The organism is Anabaena sp. FACHB-595 (assembly GCF_048568275.1).
Taxonomy (GTDB): domain Bacteria; phylum Cyanobacteriota; class Cyanobacteriia; order Cyanobacteriales; family Nostocaceae; genus Trichormus.
In genome coordinates this window covers 6320352-6341891 of record NZ_CP183473.1, presented here as the reverse complement: position 1 = coordinate 6341891, position 21540 = coordinate 6320352, and the positions used below count along the sequence as shown (strand labels likewise).

15 protein-coding genes and 1 other annotated feature are annotated in these 21540 nt (G+C 42.2%); of the genes, 9 read left to right on the top strand and 6 right to left on the bottom strand.

Going from position 1 to position 21540, the window contains the following annotated elements; all coding sequences use genetic code 11:
* Positions 1-253: 253 nt before the first annotated feature.
* Both ACN222_RS26530 and ACN222_RS26525 read left to right on the top strand, forming a co-directional pair.
* Complete coding sequence (locus ACN222_RS26530) at positions 254-1204, top strand: S-layer homology domain-containing protein (protein ID WP_010999440.1); 951 nt, start codon at positions 254-256, stop codon at positions 1202-1204.
* Positions 1205-1377: 173 nt separating this feature from the next.
* Positions 1378-2244 (top strand): DUF2382 domain-containing protein, encoded by an 867-nt coding sequence (locus ACN222_RS26525; protein ID WP_010999439.1) that lies wholly within the window; start codon positions 1378-1380, stop codon positions 2242-2244.
* A 472-nt stretch (positions 2245-2716) separates the two neighbouring features.
* Here the strand turns inward: ACN222_RS26525 and psaB are convergent, their stop codons facing one another.
* Both psaB and ACN222_RS26515 read right to left on the bottom strand, forming a co-directional pair.
* Positions 2717-4945 carry a photosystem I core protein PsaB gene (psaB, locus tag ACN222_RS26520; protein ID WP_010999438.1) on the bottom strand — a complete coding sequence of 743 codons (2229 nt, stop codon included), beginning with the start codon at positions 4943-4945 and terminating at the stop codon, positions 2717-2719.
* Positions 4946-5741: 796 nt separating this feature from the next.
* Positions 5742-5957, bottom strand: a complete 216-nt coding sequence (locus tag ACN222_RS26515) for a hypothetical protein (protein ID WP_010999437.1) — start codon at positions 5955-5957, stop codon at positions 5742-5744.
* A 553-nt stretch (positions 5958-6510) separates the two neighbouring features.
* On the opposite strand from ACN222_RS26515, the gene ACN222_RS26510 reads away from it, so the two are divergent.
* The 4 genes from ACN222_RS26510 to ACN222_RS26495 all read left to right on the top strand — a co-directional run bounded on the left by ACN222_RS26510 (position 6511) and on the right by ACN222_RS26495 (position 14465).
* Positions 6511-9066: a CHAT domain-containing protein gene (locus ACN222_RS26510; protein ID WP_419756880.1), complete on the top strand. Its 2556-nt coding sequence runs from the start codon at positions 6511-6513 to the stop codon at positions 9064-9066.
* A gap of 188 nt (positions 9067-9254) precedes the next feature.
* On the top strand, positions 9255-10241 hold the full coding sequence (locus tag ACN222_RS26505; RefSeq protein WP_010999434.1) for a DUF928 domain-containing protein: 987 nt from the start codon (positions 9255-9257) through the stop codon (positions 10239-10241).
* A 106-nt stretch (positions 10242-10347) separates the two neighbouring features.
* Positions 10348-13155, top strand: coding sequence for a CHASE2 domain-containing protein (locus ACN222_RS26500; RefSeq protein WP_010999433.1), 2808 nt, complete (start codon positions 10348-10350; stop codon positions 13153-13155).
* The gene (locus ACN222_RS26495) at positions 13152-14465 is read left to right on the top strand and encodes a response regulator (RefSeq protein ID WP_010999432.1); all 1314 of its coding nucleotides are present in this window, start codon (positions 13152-13154) and stop codon (positions 14463-14465) included. Before ACN222_RS26500 ends, ACN222_RS26495 begins: the two co-directional genes overlap by 4 nt.
* Positions 14466-14793: 328 nt before the next feature.
* Here ACN222_RS26495 and ACN222_RS26490 read toward each other — a convergent pair whose 3' ends face one another.
* Both ACN222_RS26490 and ACN222_RS26485 read right to left on the bottom strand, forming a co-directional pair.
* Positions 14794-14985 (bottom strand): hypothetical protein, encoded by a 192-nt coding sequence (locus tag ACN222_RS26490; protein WP_084789123.1) that lies wholly within the window; start codon positions 14983-14985, stop codon positions 14794-14796.
* Positions 14986-15040: 55 nt separating this feature from the next.
* Positions 15041-16108 (bottom strand): glycosyltransferase family 4 protein, encoded by a 1068-nt coding sequence (locus ACN222_RS26485; protein WP_044522594.1) that lies wholly within the window; start codon positions 16106-16108, stop codon positions 15041-15043.
* Between the two features lie 451 nt (positions 16109-16559).
* Between ACN222_RS26485 and xth the strand changes: the two genes are divergently transcribed.
* From xth to ACN222_RS26470, 3 genes are all read left to right on the top strand, one after another.
* Complete coding sequence (gene xth / locus ACN222_RS26480; RefSeq protein ID WP_010999430.1) at positions 16560-17342, top strand: exodeoxyribonuclease III; 783 nt, start codon at positions 16560-16562, stop codon at positions 17340-17342.
* 177 nt (positions 17343-17519) lie between these two features.
* Entirely contained in the window at positions 17520-18395 is an 876-nt protein-coding gene (locus ACN222_RS26475; protein ID WP_010999429.1) for an SDR family oxidoreductase, read from the top strand.
* Between the two features lie 97 nt (positions 18396-18492).
* Positions 18493-19989 carry an HlyD family efflux transporter periplasmic adaptor subunit gene (locus ACN222_RS26470; RefSeq protein ID WP_010999428.1) on the top strand — a complete coding sequence of 499 codons (1497 nt, stop codon included), beginning with the start codon at positions 18493-18495 and terminating at the stop codon, positions 19987-19989.
* Positions 19990-20227: 238 nt separating this feature from the next.
* On the opposite strand, the gene rplL is transcribed toward ACN222_RS26470, so the two are convergent.
* Both rplL and rplJ read right to left on the bottom strand, forming a co-directional pair.
* Positions 20228-20620 carry a 50S ribosomal protein L7/L12 gene (rplL, locus tag ACN222_RS26465; RefSeq protein WP_010999427.1) on the bottom strand — a complete coding sequence of 131 codons (393 nt, stop codon included), beginning with the start codon at positions 20618-20620 and terminating at the stop codon, positions 20228-20230.
* Positions 20621-20727: 107 nt separating this feature from the next.
* A complete protein-coding gene (gene rplJ / locus ACN222_RS26460; RefSeq protein ID WP_010999426.1) occupies positions 20728-21273 on the bottom strand; it encodes a 50S ribosomal protein L10 in 546 nt (181 codons plus the stop codon).
* A gap of 59 nt (positions 21274-21332) precedes the next feature.
* Positions 21333-21499 (bottom strand) — a sequence feature (ribosomal protein L10 leader region).
* Positions 21500-21540 lie beyond the last annotated feature (41 nt).

Sequence of the window (21540 nt, the reverse complement as noted above, 5' to 3'; positions counted from 1 at the left end):
ACGAAACATTATTTATAATGCGAGCAATTATGGATGCGTATCCTTATAATCATTGCATTTTTATCATAATTGATTCACCATTAATGAACTTAGCTTTTGATTATATGTGAATTACTTCTAAAGAAATAAGATGGTTTCAGTCGGTGGTATTAATTTACTTTTAAAAAACACGAATCCACCAAAAATCCACTATTTACTAGTAACAATGGAGTCACGAGAAAAATACAATTATTAAGATTAGGAGCTATACATAATGACTCAGTTAAAGCGGTTAGCATCAGCAGGTATATCTTTACTAACTTTAAATTTGACAGTACTTGCAATTGGAGCATTAGAAACATATGCCCAATCTTCACCAGTAACCACCTTTAGTGACGTTCCGTCTAGTTACTGGGCGCAGCCATTTATTCAGGGTTTAGCTGCAAGAAATATTGTGGCTGGGTATCCTGATGGAACATTTCGACCAAAACAGCCAGTAAATCGGGATGAGTTTGCAGCCATTATTCGCAAAGCTTTTGATCAGCAACCCATTCGTCAAATAGAAAGTGGTGCTGTATATAAAGATATTCCTACGAGCCATTGGGCTGTTCGTCCTATTGAAGAAGCCTATCAACAAGGATTTATGACGGGTTATCCTGATGGTTATTTTCGTCCTAATCAACCCGTTTCTAGAATTGAGGCTATTGTGGCTTTAAATAGAGGTTTAAATTTAACTGCTACACAAGCAGTTACCGAACCTACTATTACACAGAGTGTGTTTCCCCAAAAAACTACACGCAGAACCACAAAAAGACAGATTTTCTTGCCTCTGGCAATCACAAGTTTGATGCAGCCTTTATTAATTCCACAAGCTCAGGCTGCTCCAGTTAATGTTCCCACACCTTCAACACCTTTAACAACTGAGCAAGAAGTAGCAGAAGCTAGTAAGCCTGCATCATTGCTTGTGACTAATACTTACGATGATGCTAGTAAAATTCCGCAATATGCTATTGGTAGCGTAGCCGCAGCCACCCAGGAAAATATAGTGGTTAATTATCCCAATCTGAGAGTACTTAATCCCAATAAACCTACAACTAGAGGGGAAGTTAGCGCTTTAATTTACCAAACTTTAGTTGCCAAAAATAAAATAGATCCGTTAGCAGAGAATTTACCTGCCAATCAGTATATTGTGCGATCTCCTATTAACAAACAAAATGTTCAATAAGTGTGAAATCAATCGGTGTCAGTAAATAATTTTCGGCTTGAGAAATATTTAACAATCTCAATTTTACCTCAACTTTTAATAGAAAAAGATTGCTATTATCTCAGCCTTCAGGAAGAAGAAGTAGAAAGATAAGTCTTTAGGATCGTAAATATAGCTCTCGGAGGAAGAATAACATGGCTTTATACAAACTAGAAGAGTTTGCTGCCGACTATAGAGATACTGAATTTGATAACTACAACATCAAAGATTTTGATGTTTATTCAGACATCGACAATGACAAAGTTGGCACTGTAAAACACATTTTGGTAGATGATTCAGGTCGTTTCCGGTATTTAGTGGTTGATACAGGTTTTTGGTTCTTTGGTAGACAAGTATTATTACCAATTGGGCGTTCCCGATTTAATTACACTAATCGGCGTGTGTACGCTAATGGACTGACGAAAGAGCAAGTAGAAAATCTACCAGATTTTAATGATTTGGAAGAAATCGATTACGACTACGAGGAAAAGGTGCGTGGTGTTTATCGTACTCCAGTTAGACAAGAACGTTTAGAGACTTCAACACCTGTAGATGCTCCTTCAGTTGCTCACGATCGTAATACATATAGGTATGAACAGGAACCAAATCTTTACGATATGAATGAGCGAAATCACCAAAATCTGAAATTATATGAAGAACGCTTAGTTGCTAATAAATCCCGTGTTAAGACTGGAGAAGTCTCTGTTGGTAAACACGTAGAAAATGAGACAGCAAGAGTTTCTGTACCAGTTGAGAAAGAACGGGTCATCATTGAACGTACTACTCCAGGAGAAGGCGCGAGATCTGTATCGCCTGCTGAGGCTGACTTCCGTGAAGGAGAAGTGACTCGTGTAGACATTTATGAAGAAACTCCTGATATTCACAAGGAAGCAGTTTTGCGTGAAGAAGTGAAAATTAATAAAGTGGTCGAACGAGATACAGTTGAAGCCGAAGAGACTCTTCGTCGTGAGGAATTAGACATTGATAAAGATGATGAGCGATTACATCACAGAAAAAGTTGAGTGACTTTGATATCGTGATCATAGAAGTAACAGGAATAGTTTCTAACTTTGCGTAGTCTATAAGCAGTAGATTCGGCAATAGATTAAGGTAAACTAACTACGCTCATCGCAAGCGATGAGCGTAGGCTTTTAAGTAGCCCTGAACTGTCTGTACTGAGTTCACAACACAAACAGTTCGAGCCTCTAGACTGCTTTTGTAAACCAGCCTCAGTAGCAGATATATTTTTACTGCCGTTATAGTCGCCATCCCTACTCCAAAAATAACCCTCATTAGTACATTTGAAACGTTTTTTGTTATGGACCATGTGTTGAATAGTGGTCTGACTGGTTATCTGATACTTAACTTTTTGCTTGACAACCCTTTTACACCGACATCTCTTAGAAATTTAAGCCAAATTTGAGAAAAAAATCCCCTTTTCACCTAACAGGATCAAGGGGGACAATGGCTAAGGTCAGAGGATATCAAAATTTTTTAACCGAATTTACCAGCCGTTGAGGCGATGAGGAATGCTGCATAGGTAAGGATGTAACCAACAGTAAAGTGAGCTAAACCGACTAACCAACCTTGGACAATAGATAAAGCTACAGGCTTATCTTTCCAACGAACTAAGTTAGCTAATGGCGTGCGTTCGTGCGCCCAAACCAGAGTTTCAATTAACTCTTGCCAGTAGCCACGCCAGCTAATCAGGAACATGAAGCCGGTAGCCCAAACTAGGTGTCCAAAGAGGAACATCCAAGCCCAGACAGACAAATTATTTGTGCCGTAGGGATTGTAACCGTTAATTAACTGAGCAGAGTTAGCCCACAGGTAATCACGGAACCAACCCATCAGGTATGTAGAGTTTTCATTAAACTGAGCAACATTACCTTGCCAGACTCCTAGATGCTTCCAGTGCCAGTAAAAAGTTACCCAGCCCAGGAGATTCAACATCCAGAAGAGAGCCAGATAGAAAGACTGTTCCCAAGAGGAGGTTTGGCAAGTACCACCCCGTCCAGGCCCATCACAGGGGAAGGTAAAGCCGAAGTCTTTCTTATCGGGCATCAGCTTAGTACCACGGGCATCCAACGCACCCTTAACACAAATCAAGGTGGTGGTATGCAAGCCGAGAGCGATCGCATGGTGTACCAAGAAATCACCAGGGCCAATGGTCAAGAATAAAGAGTTAGTGCCAGAGTTAATCGCGTCTAGCCAGTTGGGCAACCAGACGTTAGCGTGGTTTGGCCAAGCTGTATAAGCAATACTATCTGGGTTAGATAATAAAGTATCCATCCCATAAAGCAGTTTGCCATGAGCAGCCTGGATGAATTGAGCAAACACTGGCTCAATCAAAATTTGCTTTTCTGGAGTGCCAAAGGCAACTACAACATCGTTGTGAACGTATATTCCCAGGGTATGGAAACCTAAGAAAAGCGACACCCAACTTAGGTGAGAGATAATCGCTTCTTTATGCTTCAATACGCGGTCAAGGACATTACCTTGATTTTGCTCTGGGTCGTAATCTCGTATCCAGAAAATGCCAGCATGGGCAAACGCACCAATCATCAAGAACCCAGCAATGTACTGGTGATGGGTATATAGCGCCGCTTGTGTTGTGTAGTCCTTAGCTATGAAGGCGTAAGGCGGCAGCGAGTACATATGTTGCGCCACTAACGATAATGCAGTCCCTAATGCTGCCAAGTGTATGGACAGCTGGAAGTGTAGAGAGTTGTTGTATGTGTCGTATAACCCTTGATGGGGTAAGTTGAACTGACCTTCAGTGCGGATACCAAAGAATTGTTTGGCGTTAAGCATCTCTTTGATGCTGTGACCAATTCCGAAGTTAGTCCGGTACATATGCCCGGCGATGATAAAGATGACAGCGATCGCTAGATGGTGATGCGCCATATCAGTCAACCATAAAGACTCTGTTTGGGGATGGAAACCACCCAAAAAAGTCAAAATAGCGGTTCCTGCACCTTGGGATGTGCCAAAAATATGCCCGGTCGTATCTGCATTTTGGGCGTAAACACCCCAGTTACCTGTCCAGAATGGTGTTAAACCTGCTGGATGAGGCAAAGTGGTGAGAAAGTTTCTCCAGCCCACATGAACCCCACGAGATTCGGGGATGGCGACGTGAATCAAATGACCAGCCCAAGCCAAGGAGCTAACGCCAAACAAACCAGCTAAGTGGTGATTCAGACGAGGTTCAGCACTCTTAAACCAAGTCAAACTAGGACGGAACTTGGGTTGCAAGTGTAGCCAACCTGCGAACAGGAATAAGGCTGCTAACAGCAACAGGAAAACTGAACCCTGGTAGAGGTCGTTATTCGTCCGCATCCCGATGGTATACCACCAGTGATAAACACCAGAGTAAGCAATATTCACGGGATAGTTAGCACCACCTTGGCTAAAAGCTTCTATGGCTGGTTTACCAAAGTGGGGGTCCCAAATTGCATGGGCAATGGGGCGAATATGGAGCGGATCTTTAATCCACTGTTCAAAGTTACCTTGCCAGGCAACATGGAACAACAGACTTGATGCCCACAAGAAAATGATGGCAACATGACCGAAGTGAGTGGCGAAAATCTTTTGATAGAGATTTTCCTCGGTCATGCCATCATGACTTTCAAAGTCATTTCCTGTGGCGATCGCATACCAAATTCGACGTGTCGTCGGATCTTGAGCCAGATCCCGGCTAAATTTAGGATATTTTGTAGCCATGTATTCTAGTCATATCCTCCTGAAACGCTAATCCAAATTGCTAGTTCTCATGAGCCAGCAAATTTTTGCAATTGAATCAACATCCTTTCAGCCTACAAATGGAGGTCAATACTAATAGCCAAGGCTGGGGATTATTAGGATTGAACACGCTTAATTTTTGAACTTACATTTTGAGGCAGTATGATGCAATTCATGAGCCTAGAATTAATAAACAAATTAATTACCATTGCTACCATCTAACTAGAGACGGATTCTCATTACTAAATGAGTTTGTAGTTTTCTACACATTGCTGATGCTCCATGTAGCCTATATCATTTCTGTTTTAGGATGAGCTTAATCTTTAACAAAATTTGAATTTCTTGATGAAAAATATTAAGCTGCAAATTACATATAATTCAATAGGCTATGTTGATTTAATACTGGATTATTGATGAGATTGGTTAAGTAAATCAATTGCACCATTCTTAACAAAGTAGGCTGGGAAAACTAATTGCTGGGTTTAAAGTGAAAATAGCTCATACCGCAATACGGTTCAGTTAAGGCTAAAACTAAAACTGGCGTAAGTTGGGTTGAGGAACAAAACCCAACGTTATCAAGGCTTTGTTGGGTTTCGCTGCCTCTCAATCCAACCTACTATTCTTCTTAACTAAATTTTAGCCTTTTTAACGCTGTAGACGCTTCGGCTACTCTACGAGAACGCTAAGAGCGAAACCGCAGGGTGGTTAGCGCGGAGGATTTCTGATGATAATTTGCTAGTTCTAAAATAATTAAGCGCAACTTCATCGAGAATTAGTATTAAGGGTTGATAACTCCGTAGTAAATGGCAGCAACAAATAGGAAAGCCACCAATATCACCAAAGCCGAGATGTAAAGTAATCGTTTATAGGGTAAATTTGGATCAGTTATTCTATTATTTCTTCCTACCTGAGTGATAGATTCAGCTTTGTAGGAGCTTTGAGGATTAATCTGATCAATTGTATTTTCTGTTGTTTGAATTTCTGGCGATCTCATATATTTTTTGCCTCATATTTTGTGGCGGTGTTGTTGCCATAATTCCAAATCTTAACTAATCTGTTCATCATTCTTAAGAATTAGTTTGACTTACCGTTTCTTTCTGCTGAAAGATTTATCTAATATTCAAAAGAGTCAAGCACTCTCAAGATCAGGTATTTCGCTTGACTTTTCAAACATCCTCTAAGGTTGACGGCAAAATTTAGTTGATGGCAGATGAATCTCCTGCCTATTCACACCAACCATTAAAGCAATTCGCAATTCGCTTTTTCCGTGTTGTAACGGGGATTTATACCCCCTATATTTTGTTAACCTGTGTTGTCGTTTCTCAAGGTGGAAGTAATTTACCAACAATAAAGTAGTATGCAAGACTCCAGATTGATTCATGGGGTGATTGATTTTGAATTTTCCGTTCCCCACAGGAATTTGACTAGCTACCCAAAGGTAAAAGCAGGTCTCCATTGATAGTTCACGGTGATAACTGGGCAATATAAGTGTGCAAGATGAATCGTTTCATGGAAACCTCTAAACAGCAAATTTATCAGTAATTTTTATGATTTTCCCCATCAAAAAAAATCCTTGGCTTTATCTGTGTTTAAGTATTCTGAGCTTGTGTTTAGCGGTGACCATCGCCCCTGCAAAAGCATCTATACCGTTACAGACAACTCTCAACGTGTCATTATCCACTCCTCAAGCTACCAATGGGTTAGAACAAGGACGAAACCTTTACCATGCAGGACGTTTTGCGGAAGCTGCTACAACATGGCAAACGGCAGCACAGAAATATCATATCCAGGGCGATCGCACCAATGAAGCCCTCAGCTTGAGTTACTTATCGTTAGCACAACAGGAACTTAATCAGTGGGACACTGCTAGACAATCTATAGAGCAAAGTGTGAAAATTCTGCAAACGGCTAAACCTTCTGTTGATGCAATTATCTGGGCGCAGATATTAAATACTCAGGCAAATTTACGATTACGTACTGGCAAGGCTGAAACCGCTCTAGAAATTTGGCAACAAGCTCAAAAATATTATGAACAAGCAGGCGACAATATGGGCAGCTTGGGTAGTCAAATCAATCAAGCACAAGCCTTACAAAGTTTGGGATTTTATCGCCGCTCGAAACAACAATTGGAGATATTAACGCAAAAGCTCCAACAAATGCCAGATTCGGAAGTTAAAGTGAGTGGGTTGCGATCGCTGGGTTTAACTTTACACGCGATTGGTGATAATAAAAGTCAGCTAATCTTAGAACAAAGTTTAGCCACTGCTAATAAAATTGGCGCTAAAACTCATTTAAGTTCTATTCTTGCGAGTCTGGGGAAAGTTGCCTCTGACTTCCAAGATCCAGAAGTGGCATTAAATTACTTTGAAGACGCAGAAAAAGCAGCCACGAACCCAAATGAATCCTTGCAAGCGCGTTTAGCTCGGTTCAAATTATTGATAGATTACGACAAACTAGAATATGCAGTTCCCCTAGCACCTCAATTACAACAAAAGTTGTCGGAACTACCACCCAGCCATAGCTCACTTTACGCAGCCATTAATTTTGTGGCTACATTGAATCGCTTGGAAAAACCTGACCAAGTTTTACCAATTAAAGATTTGGCGCAACTGATGGCATTGACTGTTAAGTCTGCACAACAGATTGAAGATTCTCCAGCCCAAGCGTATGCTTTGTATCAATGGGGACAACTCTATCGTCGCACAAAGCAGTGGACTGAAGCCAAGGAAGTAGCCCAAAAATCCCTCAATATTGCCCGTCAACTCCAAGCTGACGATATCATCGCTCAATCAGCATGGCAAGTAGGACAGTTGTTTAAGCAGCAGGGCGATCGCCCAAAAGCGATTACAGCTTATACAGAAGCAGTTAAGTCATTAAAAGCATTGCGGGGGGATATGGTTGCAGTTAACCCGGATGTTCAATTTTCTTTCCGCGAAAGTGTAGAGCCTGTCTATCGGGAGTTAGTGGGTCTACTTCTAGAAGAACAACCAACCCAGACTGCTTTAATGCAGGCCCGTGAATTGATCGAATCGTTACAAATTGCCGAACTTGATAACTTTTTCCGCGAGGCTTGTTTAGATAAAGCCCAGCAGATTGACAAAGTTGACTCCTCTGCGACAGTTATTTATCCCATTATTCTCAGCGATCGCTTGGCGGTGATTCTCTCCCAAGCGGGAAAGCCTCTGCGTTACTATGTAACCCGTAAATCTCAAGCTGATATCGAACAAACTCTTGATAATTTGTTAGTAGCCCTCAACCCTGTTTCCGATTCCCAAGTTCGGGCGCGATTGTCTCAACAAGTGTATGATTGGCTGATTCGTCCAGCAGAAGAAGGACAAGCATTTAAAAATACCAAAACACTAGTGTTTGTTTTAGATGGAAAGTTGCGGAATATACCAATAGCCGCTTTATTCAATGGACAGCAATATCTGATCGAGAAATATGCAGTGGCTCTCTCACCAGGGTTGCAACTAATGGCTGCTCAATCCCTGGAGCAAAACAAAATTAAGGCGATCGTCGCTGGTATTAGCGAATCTCGCTCTGGTTTTGCTGCCTTACCTGCTGTGGAATCAGAAGTGAAGCAAATTTCTCAGACAATACCTTCTTCGATGCTGTTGAATCAGAAATTCACCAGTCAAGCCCTAGCAGATCGTATCAAGTCTAGCCGTGCCGATGTGGTTCACCTAGCTACCCACGGACAGTTCAGTTCCCGTATCGAAGATACTTTCTTACTGACTTGGGATGGACAAGTGAATGTTAAAGATTTGTCTGAACTACTCAAAAATCGTAGTGGTGATTCATCAAAGGCGATCGAATTATTGGTACTTAGTGCCTGCGACACTGCAACTGGAGATGATCGCGCCGTTCTGGGACTGGCAGGTTTAGCGGTCAAATCCGGCGCTCGCTCAACTATTGCCACCCTTTGGCCCGTTAAAGATAAAGCTGCTGAGATGCTGATGACGCGCTTCTATGACCAACTACGAAAGCCCAAAATCACCAAAGCCGAAGCATTGAGGCAAGCCCAAATCAACCTGATTCACCAAACTGATTTCCAAGATCCTTTCTTTTGGTCTGCCTTCGTTCTGGTTGGTAACTGGTTGTGATTAAGTAATAATGCGTAGACGCATTAAAATCTTTGCAATATCTTTTACCTATATTTAGCCAAAGTTGGTTTATATTGGTATCAGCTATTCTTCACTTTGATTAGTAGCTAAAGAGACCTTACAAGCTTCTTCCCGCAATCAGAATAAATCTACTTAGTATTACCTTTCATCAAACAAGGGATAGAATCATGAGACTTGGATATTTTGCTAGTACATTGGGCTTGATTGCTCTAATGACTAGCGGTATGTGGAATAGTGCCTACGGTATAACCTTTACCCCACCAATCGATAGCGGCGCTCCTAGACAAGCAACTGGAGGAGCTTCCAGAGGTAATCTCTTTACACCTAACTCTCGCAATGCCGCTCCCAGGCACGCAACTGGAGGAGCTTCCAGAGGCAACCTCTTTACACCTAACTCTCGCAATGCCGCTCCCAGGCACGCAACTGGAGGAGCTTCCAGAGGTAATCTCTTTACACCTAACTCTCGCAATGCCGCTCCTAGACAAGCAACTGGAGGAGCTTCCAGAGGCGAACTCTTTACTCCCGCTTCTGACAAAGGCGCACCTCAAGAGGCAAGTGGAGGAGCTTCTCGCGTTGGTACTTACTACTTGAATCCTTCAACTGTGGGAGCAGCAGGTCCAGCAGCCCTAATTGCACTCTTACCCCAAAGCTTCTATGGCACAACGGTATCTGAGCGTCCCACCATTATGGTGTATATACCTGCTACTAATGCAGAAGAGGCTGTCTTCAGTCTCAAGGATGAAGCTGGCAATACCCAGTATCAAACCACCATTCCTGTTGCTGGGAAAACTGGGGTCATGGGAGTCAAATTACCAGCAGACGCACCAGCTTTAGCCTTAGGGAAAAACTACCAGTGGTTTTTGGCACTAAAGGTGGATGGAAAACTCAATCCTAGTACACCTTATGTTGATGGTTGGATTCAGCGCATCCAACCCACTGCTGAACTGGCAACGGCAATGCAGCAGAGAGATGCCTTGAAGCGAGCAACTGCTTTCGGCAAATCTGGCGTTTGGTATGACTGTGTAGAAACACTGGCTACCCTGCACACATCTCAACCCAAGAATGCAACTATCCTCAAGCAATGGGAAGAACTTCTTTCTTCTGTTAGCTTGAAGGAGATTGTTAAAGCTCCGTTATTAGCGTCTGCTAATTAATCAAGATTAGGGATTGGGAACTAGAAAAATTTATTCCTCAAACCCAATCCCTATCCCTACCTATCCCTAATGCTCATCAATTTTAATTAAAGCGTGTGACGGAACTATGTGGCGCAAATTCCAAGCTTTCATCCAGCGCACTCGCAGTGTCTTGATTATTACGCCTAGTGTTGCCTTAACGATTATTGTCGGACAATCGTTGGGTATTTTCAATTTGCTTGAGTGGAAACTTCGTGATGAATGGGTGCGACTACGTTCGTGTGAAGCAAATACCCTTTTGGAGTGTTCCCACAATACAATGGCTGACGAAATCATCGTTATCACAATTGATGAACAGGATATCCAATCGGTTGGTAAATGGCCGATTCCAGATTGGTCACTGGCAGAGTTACTAGAAAAAATCCGAGCGCAACAACCTCGTGCCATTGGTTTGGATCTCTATCGTGATTTACCGGAAGGTAAGGGGTATGAAAAACTCGCGGAAGTTTTTCGCACTACACCTAATTTGATTGGGGTTGAGAAAATCACTGGTGAACGTGTCAATCCGCCGCCTGAACTGAAAAAAAATGACCAAGTAGGATTAGCTGATTTGGTGTTGGATGGCGATCGCCATGTGCGCCGCGCCCTCTTGACTGCGGTCGATACCAAAGAAGAAGGCAAAATCAAAGCCGGACTAGCAACTCTTGTCGCACTCAAGTACCTAAAAGCCGAAAAAATCAGCTTAGAATCAGTTGATGCCAAACAGCAAAAGTTTCGTTTGGGTAAGCAAATACACTTACCACTACAAAATTCAAGTGCGGGTTATACGGATGCTGATTTGGGCGGCTATCAAATTTTACTTAACTGGTACGGCTCAGAAGCGGCCTTTCGCACAGTTACCATGCGTGATGTGTTGGCAGGGAAAATTCCTCCAGAACTGATGCGCGATCGCATGGTTTTTATCGGTTCAACTGCTGCCAGTACCAACGATTTCTTTAGTACACCTTTTAGCTCATCCTTGATTTCTGCTCAAAAACCTACACCAGGTGTTGTGATCCATGCCAATATTGCTCATCAACTGGTACGAGGGGCAAGAACAGGGAAAGCGAATCTGCGTGGTTTTTCTGGCTTGTTTATGGCAAGCTGGATTATTTTATGGTCTGTGATCGGTTCTAGCGGTAGTTGGTTGTTAGCTAGCGCACGCAGTGGACGACGGATTCCAGGCGGAAAAATTCTTTGGACAACCACATCCATCAGTGGGGCATTTCTGGGAGGTGGCTATGGAATGTTTCTGCATGGTGTTTTGATTCCGGTCACACCCCCTTTAGCAGCTTTCATTGTTAGTGTGATTGCCACAACTAATGCCTATAAACAGCAGAAGTTGGAAGAAGCAAATCAGCAATTAGAAATTGCTAATAGTCAACTTTTAGATTATTCCAAAACCCTAGAGATAAAAGTCCAAGAGCGGACTCATGAACTCTTAGAAGCCAAGCAAGCTGCCGACGCTGCTAACCAAGCCAAGAGTGAGTTTCTGGCTAATATGAGCCACGAACTACGCACACCACTGAATGGCATCCTTGGTTTTGCTCAGGTGCTAGAGGTATCACCCAATTTGAGGGAGAAAGACTTAGAGGGAGTGAACATTATTCACCAATGTGGCTCACATCTTTTACTACTGATTAATGACATTCTTGATTTGTCAAAAATTGAAGCTCGTAAATTAGAGTTGGTGGTGGCTAATGTACATCTGCCAACTTTCTTACATGGTGTGAGCGAGATTTGTAGTATCCGAGCAGCACAAAAGGGGATTGCATTCAAAGTCTCTATGGGCGATCGCCTACCAACAGTCATGGAGGTGGATGAAAAGCGCCTCAGGCAAGTGCTGATCAATTTACTTGGCAATGCTGTCAAATTTACGGATAGCGGCGGAGTGACTTTTAAAGTAGAGTTACTGGACACTCAAGATCAAGATAATCAGCAATCCTCTGTTGCCAAAATTCGTTTCCAGATTGAAGATACAGGCGTGGGTATGTCCCCGGAGCAACTGGAAAAAATCTTCTTAGCTTTTGAGCAAGTGGGTGATTGCAGACGGCAATCTGAAGGTACTGGTTTAGGATTAGCCATCAGTCAAAGAATTGCCGAATTAATGGGTAGCCAAATTCAGGTACAGAGTCGTCTGGGTGAAGGAAGTATCTTCTGGTTGGATGTAACACTTCCAGTACCAATTTCCCATGATTGGCAGACCTATGCCCCAATGCACCAGAAAGTCATTGGTATTCAGGGTAGCGCGCCGCAAATTTTGATTGTCGATGATGATGACAACCACCGTTCTATGTTAAACAGTCTGCTACAAGAAATTGGCTGTCAAACCCTAGAAGCAAGCGACGGCAAACAGGGACTACAGATGGTCAATGAACATCACCCAGATTTGATTCTGCTTGATTTAGCTATGCCTAATATGGATGGCTTTGAGCTAATGGTTCAGCTACAAGAGAATCCACAAACTAGTTCTATCCCCATCATTGTCTCTAGTGCCAGCGTATTCGAGGAAAATCGCCAACGGAGTTTGCAGGCTGGAGCAACAGCGTTTTTGCCCAAGCCCTTACAAATTGATGAACTATTCAATGCGCTGCGATCGCTACTCCAAGTCGAGTGGATTTATGCGCCATCTGCATCTTTGTCTTTATCTCCTCAACCAGGGCCTACAACTCCTACTGAATTGGTTCTGCCATCACAGGATGTTTTGCAACAACTCTATCATCTATCCATGATGGGGGATATACCAGCGATTGAGGGAATTCTTAGAGAGCTAATTCAGCATAATAGTCAGCTAACTCCCTTTGCCACTGAGTTGAGTAAACTTACTACCAACTTCCAAACCGCAAAAATTCGCCAGTTCCTGAAATCATTTGTCATAACGGAGTCGCATCCATGATCACCGAATCTCTTGTACAGCCAACATATGTCCTTTTAGTAGATGACAACCCGAATAATCTGAAAGTTTTATCAGAAGCAGTTCAGGGATGTGGTTGGAAAGCTCTCATGGCAACGGATGGAGAGTCGGCGCTAGAACAAACAGAATATGCTCATCCTGATTTGATTCTCCTTGATGTCATGATGCCAGGTATTGATGGATTTGAAACTTGCCGTAGATTGAAAGCCAATCCCATAACTCAGAATACTCCGGTCATTTTCATGACAGCCTTGTCTGATGCTACAGATAAAGTCAAAGGACTAGAAATTGGTGCAGTTGACTACATTACCAAACCCTTCCAACATGAAGAAGTTATTGCTCGATTAAAGTTACACCTGAAAATATCCCATCTCACCCGTACTCTAGAACAAAAAGTCCAAGAACGGACAGCAGAATTAACTCAATCCATACAACAGTTAAAGCAAACCCAAATACAACTCATCCAAAGTGAGAAAATGTCCACCCTTGGACAACTTGTGGCTGGTATAGGTCATGAGATTAATAACCCAATTGGTTTTATTAGTGGCAATTGCTCTCATATTGAGGAATATGTCAAGGATATTCTTCGTTTAGTGCATCTGCAACAGCAAAAATTATCACACTCAGACCCGGAAATTGAAGAATTAGTTGAAGAAATCGACTTAGAGTATTTAGCAGAAGATTTACCAAAAATCTTGGGGTCAATGCACCAAGGGATTGATCGGCTGAAGGATATCAGCCTTTCTTTACGAACCTTTGCCCGATCTGATATCTCCTCTAAGGTAGAGTTTCAGATTCATGAAGGTATGAATAGTACCTTAATGTTACTGAAACATCGCCTGAAAGACCAAAGCGATCGCCCAAAAATCGAGGTGATCAAAGAATATGGTACTTTGCCACCAATCACTTGCTATCCTGGGCAGCTTAACCAGGTATTTATGAACATTATCGCCAACGCTATAGATGCCTTTGATGATCTCCATCAGAAATGTTCAGACCAGGAAATAAATGTTTCTGAACCTCACACAATTACAATTACTACATCGGTTGATCAGGAGCGGGCAGGTGTGACAATTTGCATTGAAGATAATGCTCTTGGTATACCTCCTGAGGTGCAAGACAGAATTTTTGAGCCATCTTTTACAACTAAGGCTGTAGGCAAGGGAACTGGACTAGGATTAGCCATCACCCATCAAATTATTGTGGATAAGCACAATGGAAAAATTAAGTGCTTGTCAACTTTGGGTAAGGGAACAAAATTTATTATTACTTTGCCAATCTCTAGCCAGTAAGTCAGAGTGAATTGCCTGTATTCAATAATGTAAAAAAATAACCTAGCTTTACAGTGACCTTATAGCTGTAGGCTTATAGATTAGGAAATCAAGCTAAGATAAAACCCTGATAATAAAAACAACTCGCAATAGCCTGCGGCTACTCCTGCGGAGAACTCGCAGAGTAGGCTAACGCCAACGCAATTCGCAATAAAAGGTTTTCAAGTCAGTTAACCGTTATACCTCTTACTAAGTAGGCATAAACGGCAAGACAGCCGCCTAGAAAGGAAACCTTTCTTAAGCAGACTGTCGTCATCAATCCTGCAACGCAGTGGCTCCTCCCTATTCCCTATTCGACGCTGACCGTTGTCTGGACAACACCTGCATTATTGCGAGTATCTACATTCGGTAAACGATTATTGTTAGTTAATAGTGGCACTTCTTGACGGCAAGACAGGCAGAACCAATATAGTTCCCCGTGACGGACATGGCGGAGGAGAGAACCACCGCAACATGGGCAATTATTGGCTCGCAGACTCATACCAATGTCCTCCTAAAAGAAAAATGTTGTTGAAAATGTTAAAAAAAGTTGTTGTTTAAAAGCGGATTTTAGCTGTGTGCTTATAACCGTTTAAGTTAACGCGGTCTTTGATAATTTGTTGATATACCGCTTCATACCCATCAACCATTTGGCTAACGCTAAATTTGTTTTCTACAGATTCTCTACAATCTCGACGATCCAATTCCAAAGTAGCAGGTATCATCTGAATCATTTCTTCATAATTTTGGCAGATAAAACCTGTTTTACCTTGGTCGATCACCTCAGGTACAGAACCAAAATTCATCCCTATAACTGGCGTACCAGTTGCCATTGATTCAATCATCACTAAACCAAAAGGTTCTTGCCAATTGATGGGAAAAAGAGTAGCAGCAGCATTGCCTAGTAGTTCAGCTTTTTCTGTATGGTTAATTTCGCCTAAATATTCAATTTGCTGACAATCTATATGAGGGAGAATCTCTTGTTCAAAAAACTTGGCATCTACTGTATCAACTTTTCCTGCCATCTTTAAATGCCAACCACTCTGCTTGGCGATCGAGATCGCCTTATGTGGGCCTTTTTCTGGAGAAAAGCGTCCTAAAAATGCTAGATATGGCGGCTCTTTTGGTTGAGAAATGAACGGATAATCTTTTGGCTCAATACCGTTATAAACGGTTTTTATATAATTGAGATGAATTTGACGCTGGGCGTTGCTAATACTAACGTATGGTTGTTGATGATGATGACTAAAGACGTTTTGGTTATCTTTGGTAAAATGACCATGCAGCGTATGTACTGTAGGAGTTTTTACCAAACTCGCTAAAGGTAAAGCCGCAATCCCTAAATGAGAATGGATAATATCGAATCCTGTCGCGTTCTGGTAGACTTGGCTCAGTTCTAAAGTTTCATAAGCGGCATAGTCTTGAACATTTTTGTCTAAGCGTAATGCACGCGGATAAACTGTTTCTAAATGTGCCAAGGTTTGAGAATCGCCAGAGGCAAATAATGTTACCTCATGACCACGACGAACTAGTTCGTTTGTCAAGTGACTTACTACTAGTTCAATACCTCCATAACTTGGAGGTGGAACTCGTTCCCATAAGGGGGCAACTTGAGCGATTTTCATAAATTGTTTCGGTTCAGTCGGTAAGATGCTCCCCACAATTAAGACTTACATCATTTTATGAGGAATAAAATTATTACTTCCTGTTTTGACATTTAAATTAACCTAATGAACACTTTAAAGGGGAATATTAGGTTGACCATACTGTAACAACTTACGGAATATATTTTAACCCCTGAATCATAAGCACTAGGCAACTACTTTTAAAATATAGCTTATATTTTCCGAGTTCATCTGTCTGAAGAATCATAAGCAAGTAAAATATTTTGTAGTCTAGCTGACAAAAAGGAGGGTTTTGTAGCGAAAACTACTAAAAATATAGTTTGGGATCAACTCTAAAAGACTTCTCTTGAAAGAAAACGCAAAAAAAACGAAGGAATCTGATAAATATTAAATAATCATAAAAAAAATCGAGGTCAGAGTCATTATTCATTTACATACTGTTAATTAACTAATGAAAATTGCTACTTGGAATGTTAACTCGATTCGCACTCGTCTAGAGCAAGTTTTGGATTGGTTAAAACAAAATCCCGTTGATGTTCTGTGCTTACAGGAGACAAAGGTTATAGATGATGATTTTCCACGATCGCCTTTTGAAAATTTGGGCTATCACTCATATATATCAGGACAGAAAGCTTACAATGGCGTAGCTTTAATTAGCCAGCAACCCCTTACAGATGTGACCACGGGGTTCACACCGATTTTGCCAGATATAGAACCGATATGGGACGAGCAGAAACGAGTAATTACAGGGGTGATAGATGGTGTACGGATTGTCAACCTCTATGTTCCCAATGGTTCAGCGATCGCCAGCGAAAAGTATGAATATAAGCTACGCTGGTTGACTGTATTGAGAGAGTATCTGCGATCGCTTCTCTTATTACAACCTGCCATCTGCATCTGCGGTGACTTTAATATAGCCTTAGAAGACAAAGATATTCACGAAAAAGTCAAAGCTGAAAATCACATCATGGCATCCCTAGCCGAGCGCCAAGCTTTACGAGATGTTTTAGAACTAGGCTTTGCTGATGCTTTTCGCAAATTCACCACCGAAGGCGGACACTTTAGTTGGTGGGACTACCGCGCGGCTTCTTTCCGCCGCAACCAAGGCTGGAGAATCGATCATCACTACCTCACACCAGTACTATACGCACAGGCAAAAAGTTGCACTATTGATGTCTCCCCCAGAAAATTAACTCAACCCAGCGATCATACTCCCGTCATTGTCGAAATTTAAAGTTGAGACTTTAGATTAGATACTGGGGGACTGGTGAAAGAAGAGAGCAGGGGGAGCAGGGGAGCAAGGGAGCAGGGAGCAGGGGGAAAATTTTCCCCAGTCCCCAATCCCCAACCCCCAGTCCTTATTACCCCTTATCCCCAATCCCCAGTCCCCAATCCCTAATCCCTAATCATTATGTTTTTGGTAACTGGAGCAACAGGAGACATTGGCCGCCGAGTTATAAGACTCCTACGCGAACACAATCATTCTGTACGAGGTTTTGCACGTCTTACCTCGCGTTACGGTGAACTGGAACACCGAGGAGCCAACATCTTTATTGGTGATTTGCGGCGCGAACAGGATATAGAAAAAGCTTGCCAAGGTGTTCAATATATTATCAGCGCCCACGGCTCTGATAACGATGCACTCACCCTCGACTATCGTGCTAACATCGCACTGATCGACCAAGCGAAAGCTAACGGAGTGCAGCACTTTGTCTTTATTTCCGTATTAGGAGCCGAACGGGGGTATGAAGACGCTCCCGTATTTAAAGCCAAACGAGCTGTAGAAAATTATTTGGCAGCTAGTGGCTTGAATTACACCATTTTACGTCCGGCTGGATTAGCATCTAACTTGCTACCTTTAGCAGAAAGGTTTCGGGAAACAGGGTTATATTTGCTAATTGGCGACCCTAAAAACCGTACCTCCATTGTGAGTACAGATGATTTAGCAAGGATAGTAGTGGATTCAGTGACCGTTCCAGAGGCTCGTAATCAAATCTTTTCCGTCGGGGGGCCAGAGATTCTATTACGTGAGGACATTCCCCAAATTTTCAGTCATATCTTTAAGAAAGAACCAATAGTGGTTAACTCACCATTATTGGTCATTGATGGATTGCGGGGTGTCTTGGGTTTAATTAATCCCGAAGCACAACAGGCTTTAGGAACTTTCCGCACATTACTGTCCAATGAATTTTTCTGTAGAAAAGATGAAATAGCTAAATTAGAGCAGACCTTTAACTTCCCCTTGGAAACTTTGGAAAGTTTCTTAAGGCGCTATTTAGCTGTTTGAGTAAGTTGGTTGTTAGTGGTCAGTGGCTAATTGTAACTGCATACCAACCACTGATTACTGACAACTGACCCCTGACAAATCCCAAATCAAAAACTTTATGAAATATTCTCTATTAGCTAACGCTCCTCAAGCTCGTCAAACAAAACAACAGTTTGCTAGACCAGAAGACCAACTATCTTATGAACTAGGTAAGGCGGTTAAAGAATTACCGCCACTTTATACTAGATTATTAGCAGGAACCATTAGTTTAGTAGTATTTGGGACGATCGCCTGGGCTGCTCTCTCAGAAATAGACGAAGTAGCAGTTGCACAGGGGGAATTAATCGCTTCTGCTCAGGTCAGACCTGTAACATCCCTTGGTGATGGCACAATCAAAGCGATTCAAGTGAAAGAAGGCGATCGCGTCACTAAAGATCAAGTTTTAATTCAACGTGACCCAGACCTCAAACAAACTGATGTCACCAGACTAGCTCAATCTACTAAACTGATTCAACAAGACATCCAGCGTTTGCAAGCAGAACGCATAGGTGGACAAAGCACTGGTACAGTAATCCAAGATGAACTCTTAAAATCTCGCTTGCGGGACTACCAAGCACGCCAAGGAGCAGCCGAAGCAGAAGCCAGCCGTCAGCGATCGCTCATTGACCAAGCCAGAGTTCGTCTCATTCGGTTACAAGATAATTTAGTCAACGCTAGAACTAGTGTGGCTAATGCCAAAACGAACCTGTTCAATGCTAGAAGCATTAGCAGCAAAGTAGAAGAAAACCTCGAAATTGCTCAAAGTAGAGAGAAAAACTTACGCACTTTGATAACTCCTGGGGCTGTTCCGCGAGTTGATTATCTAGAAGCTAGAGAAAGATTAACTCGCGCACAAACAGATATTACTAGGGCCCAAGATGAAGTCATCAACGCCCAAAATCGCTTAACAGAGGCTGAAGATAAAGTTACATCCTTAGAAAAGGATATTTCTGCACAAGATCAAGAAATTCGCCAAGCCCAACAAGCGTATCAAGCGGCTCGTAATCAAGCACAACGGGTAGTATCAGAGCGCCAAAGTGAAATTCTGACCGAAATGAACAAGCGCAAAGAAGAACTAACCAACGTTGCTGGACAATTGGAGCAAGCCAAAAAACAAACAGACGGTGAAACCATCAAAGCTCCTGTTGCTGGCACAATTTATAAAATCAAAGCCACCAAAGGGCCAGTACAATCAGGCGAGGAGTTATTATCAATCTTGCCAGAAGGCGAAGAGATGCTGCTAGAAGTGAAAGTTCTCAACCGTGATATTGGATTTATTCGCAAAGGAATGAGAGCTAAAGTAAAAATGGCAACTTTCCCCTTCCAAGAATTCGGCACAATTGAGGGTGAAGTTGTGCAAGTCAGTCCTAACGCCACCGTTGACAAAGAATTAGGCTTAGTTTTTCCTACCAGAATTAAATTAAACCAGCACTTTGTAAATGTTCGCGGTCAAAATGTGACATTTACACCAGGAATGGCTGCAAGTGGTGAAATTGTCACTCGTAAAAAGTCAATTTTGACCTTTATCATGGAACCAGTAACGCGCCGATTCAGTGAAGCATTTTCTGTCAGATAGGATGTGTTATGTCGTAGGCGCACCTTCAGAATAAAGCAAACAAGAAAGCGATCGCTGTTATATTTCATCAACTCTGACATCTCTTCTCCAGGAAAGAGGCTTTAGGTCTGTATTAGTCCAACCGCAGACCTAATCCACGAGTACTTGATGTTGTTAGATTGCCAACAAAAAAGGAGTCCGATTAGACTCCTTTTTTTTATAGTAATAATATTTAAGCAATTGATGCCTGATGGCTTAATTACTTAACTGTCACCTTACCGCCAGCTTCCTCAATCCGCTTCTTAGCATCTTCAGCAGCATCTTTAGCGATCGCTTCCTTAACTGCTTTAGGTGCAGCTTCTACTAAGTCTTTAGCTTCTTTCAAGCCTAGACCAGTGATTTCGCGGACAATCTTCAGAACTGCAATCTTCTTATCAGCAGGAACGGATTCGAGAACAACATCAAACTCGGTTTGTTCTTCTACTGGTTCAGCAGCAGCAGCAGCACCAGGAGCAGCCATCATCATCATTCCACCAGCTGGAGCAGCAGCACTTACGCCAAAAGCTTCTTCAATTTGCTTAACTAACTCAGCAGCTTCTAACAGAGACAGAGATTTCAATTGGTCTAAAATTTGATCGGTTGCAGCAGACATTGATATAACTCCCGTAATGTTGATTTATTTATTTGTTCGTTGTCAGTTGTCAGTTGTCAGTTGTCAGTTGTAATTTTTATTAACTACTAACAATAACTAACTACTAATTAGGCAGCGCTGTCATCGCCGCCATTTTCTTTGTCAGCGACAGCTTGCAAAGCGCGCGCCAAGCCACCAGGAACTTCGTTGATACCCACAGCAATCTTGGTAGCCAAAGCGTTGATAGCTCCAGCAATTTGACCCATGAGTTGTTCCTTGGATGGCAAGTCTCCTAAAGCTTTGACATCTGGTTCTTTGAGCAAGCGCCCTTCCATTACGCCACCGCGAAGTTCTGTCTTCTTGGTAACTTTTTGGAATTCTTGGTATGCTTTAATCGCAGAAGAAAAGTCTTCTTTAACGAGCAAAAATGCTGAAGAACCTTTGAGCAACTCCGACAGAGGCTGCCATTTTTCATCATCTTGAATGGCAATACCCATCAAAGTATTTTTAGTTACTTTGCAGACAGTACCACTAGGACGCAGGCGCTTCCGTAAGTCGGTAATTTCAGCAACTGTCAGCCCTTGGTATTCAATTACCAGTGCCAAAGTAGACTCACCCAAAGTTTCTTTGAGGTCAGCTACAATTTCCTTTTTGTTTTCTAACGTTCTACCCATGTCGGTTTCACCTCCTCAAAATAATCGTCGATTGCTCTTTTGATGATTTTTTCTGACCAGGGTACAACAATAAACCCCGACTATCTCAGCCGGGGTTTAGTCTCAAGACTCTGATTACTAAAGCGACGCATTATTTTTCACGTCACATTGAGTAAGAGAGCTTTTACCTCGGCAGGGTGTTTAAGCTGTTAGCACCTGCTGTCTCCGGCTTTGCATATTTAGTTTTGGTTATTAGTCATTGGTAATAGTATTGTATCCATTACCTAT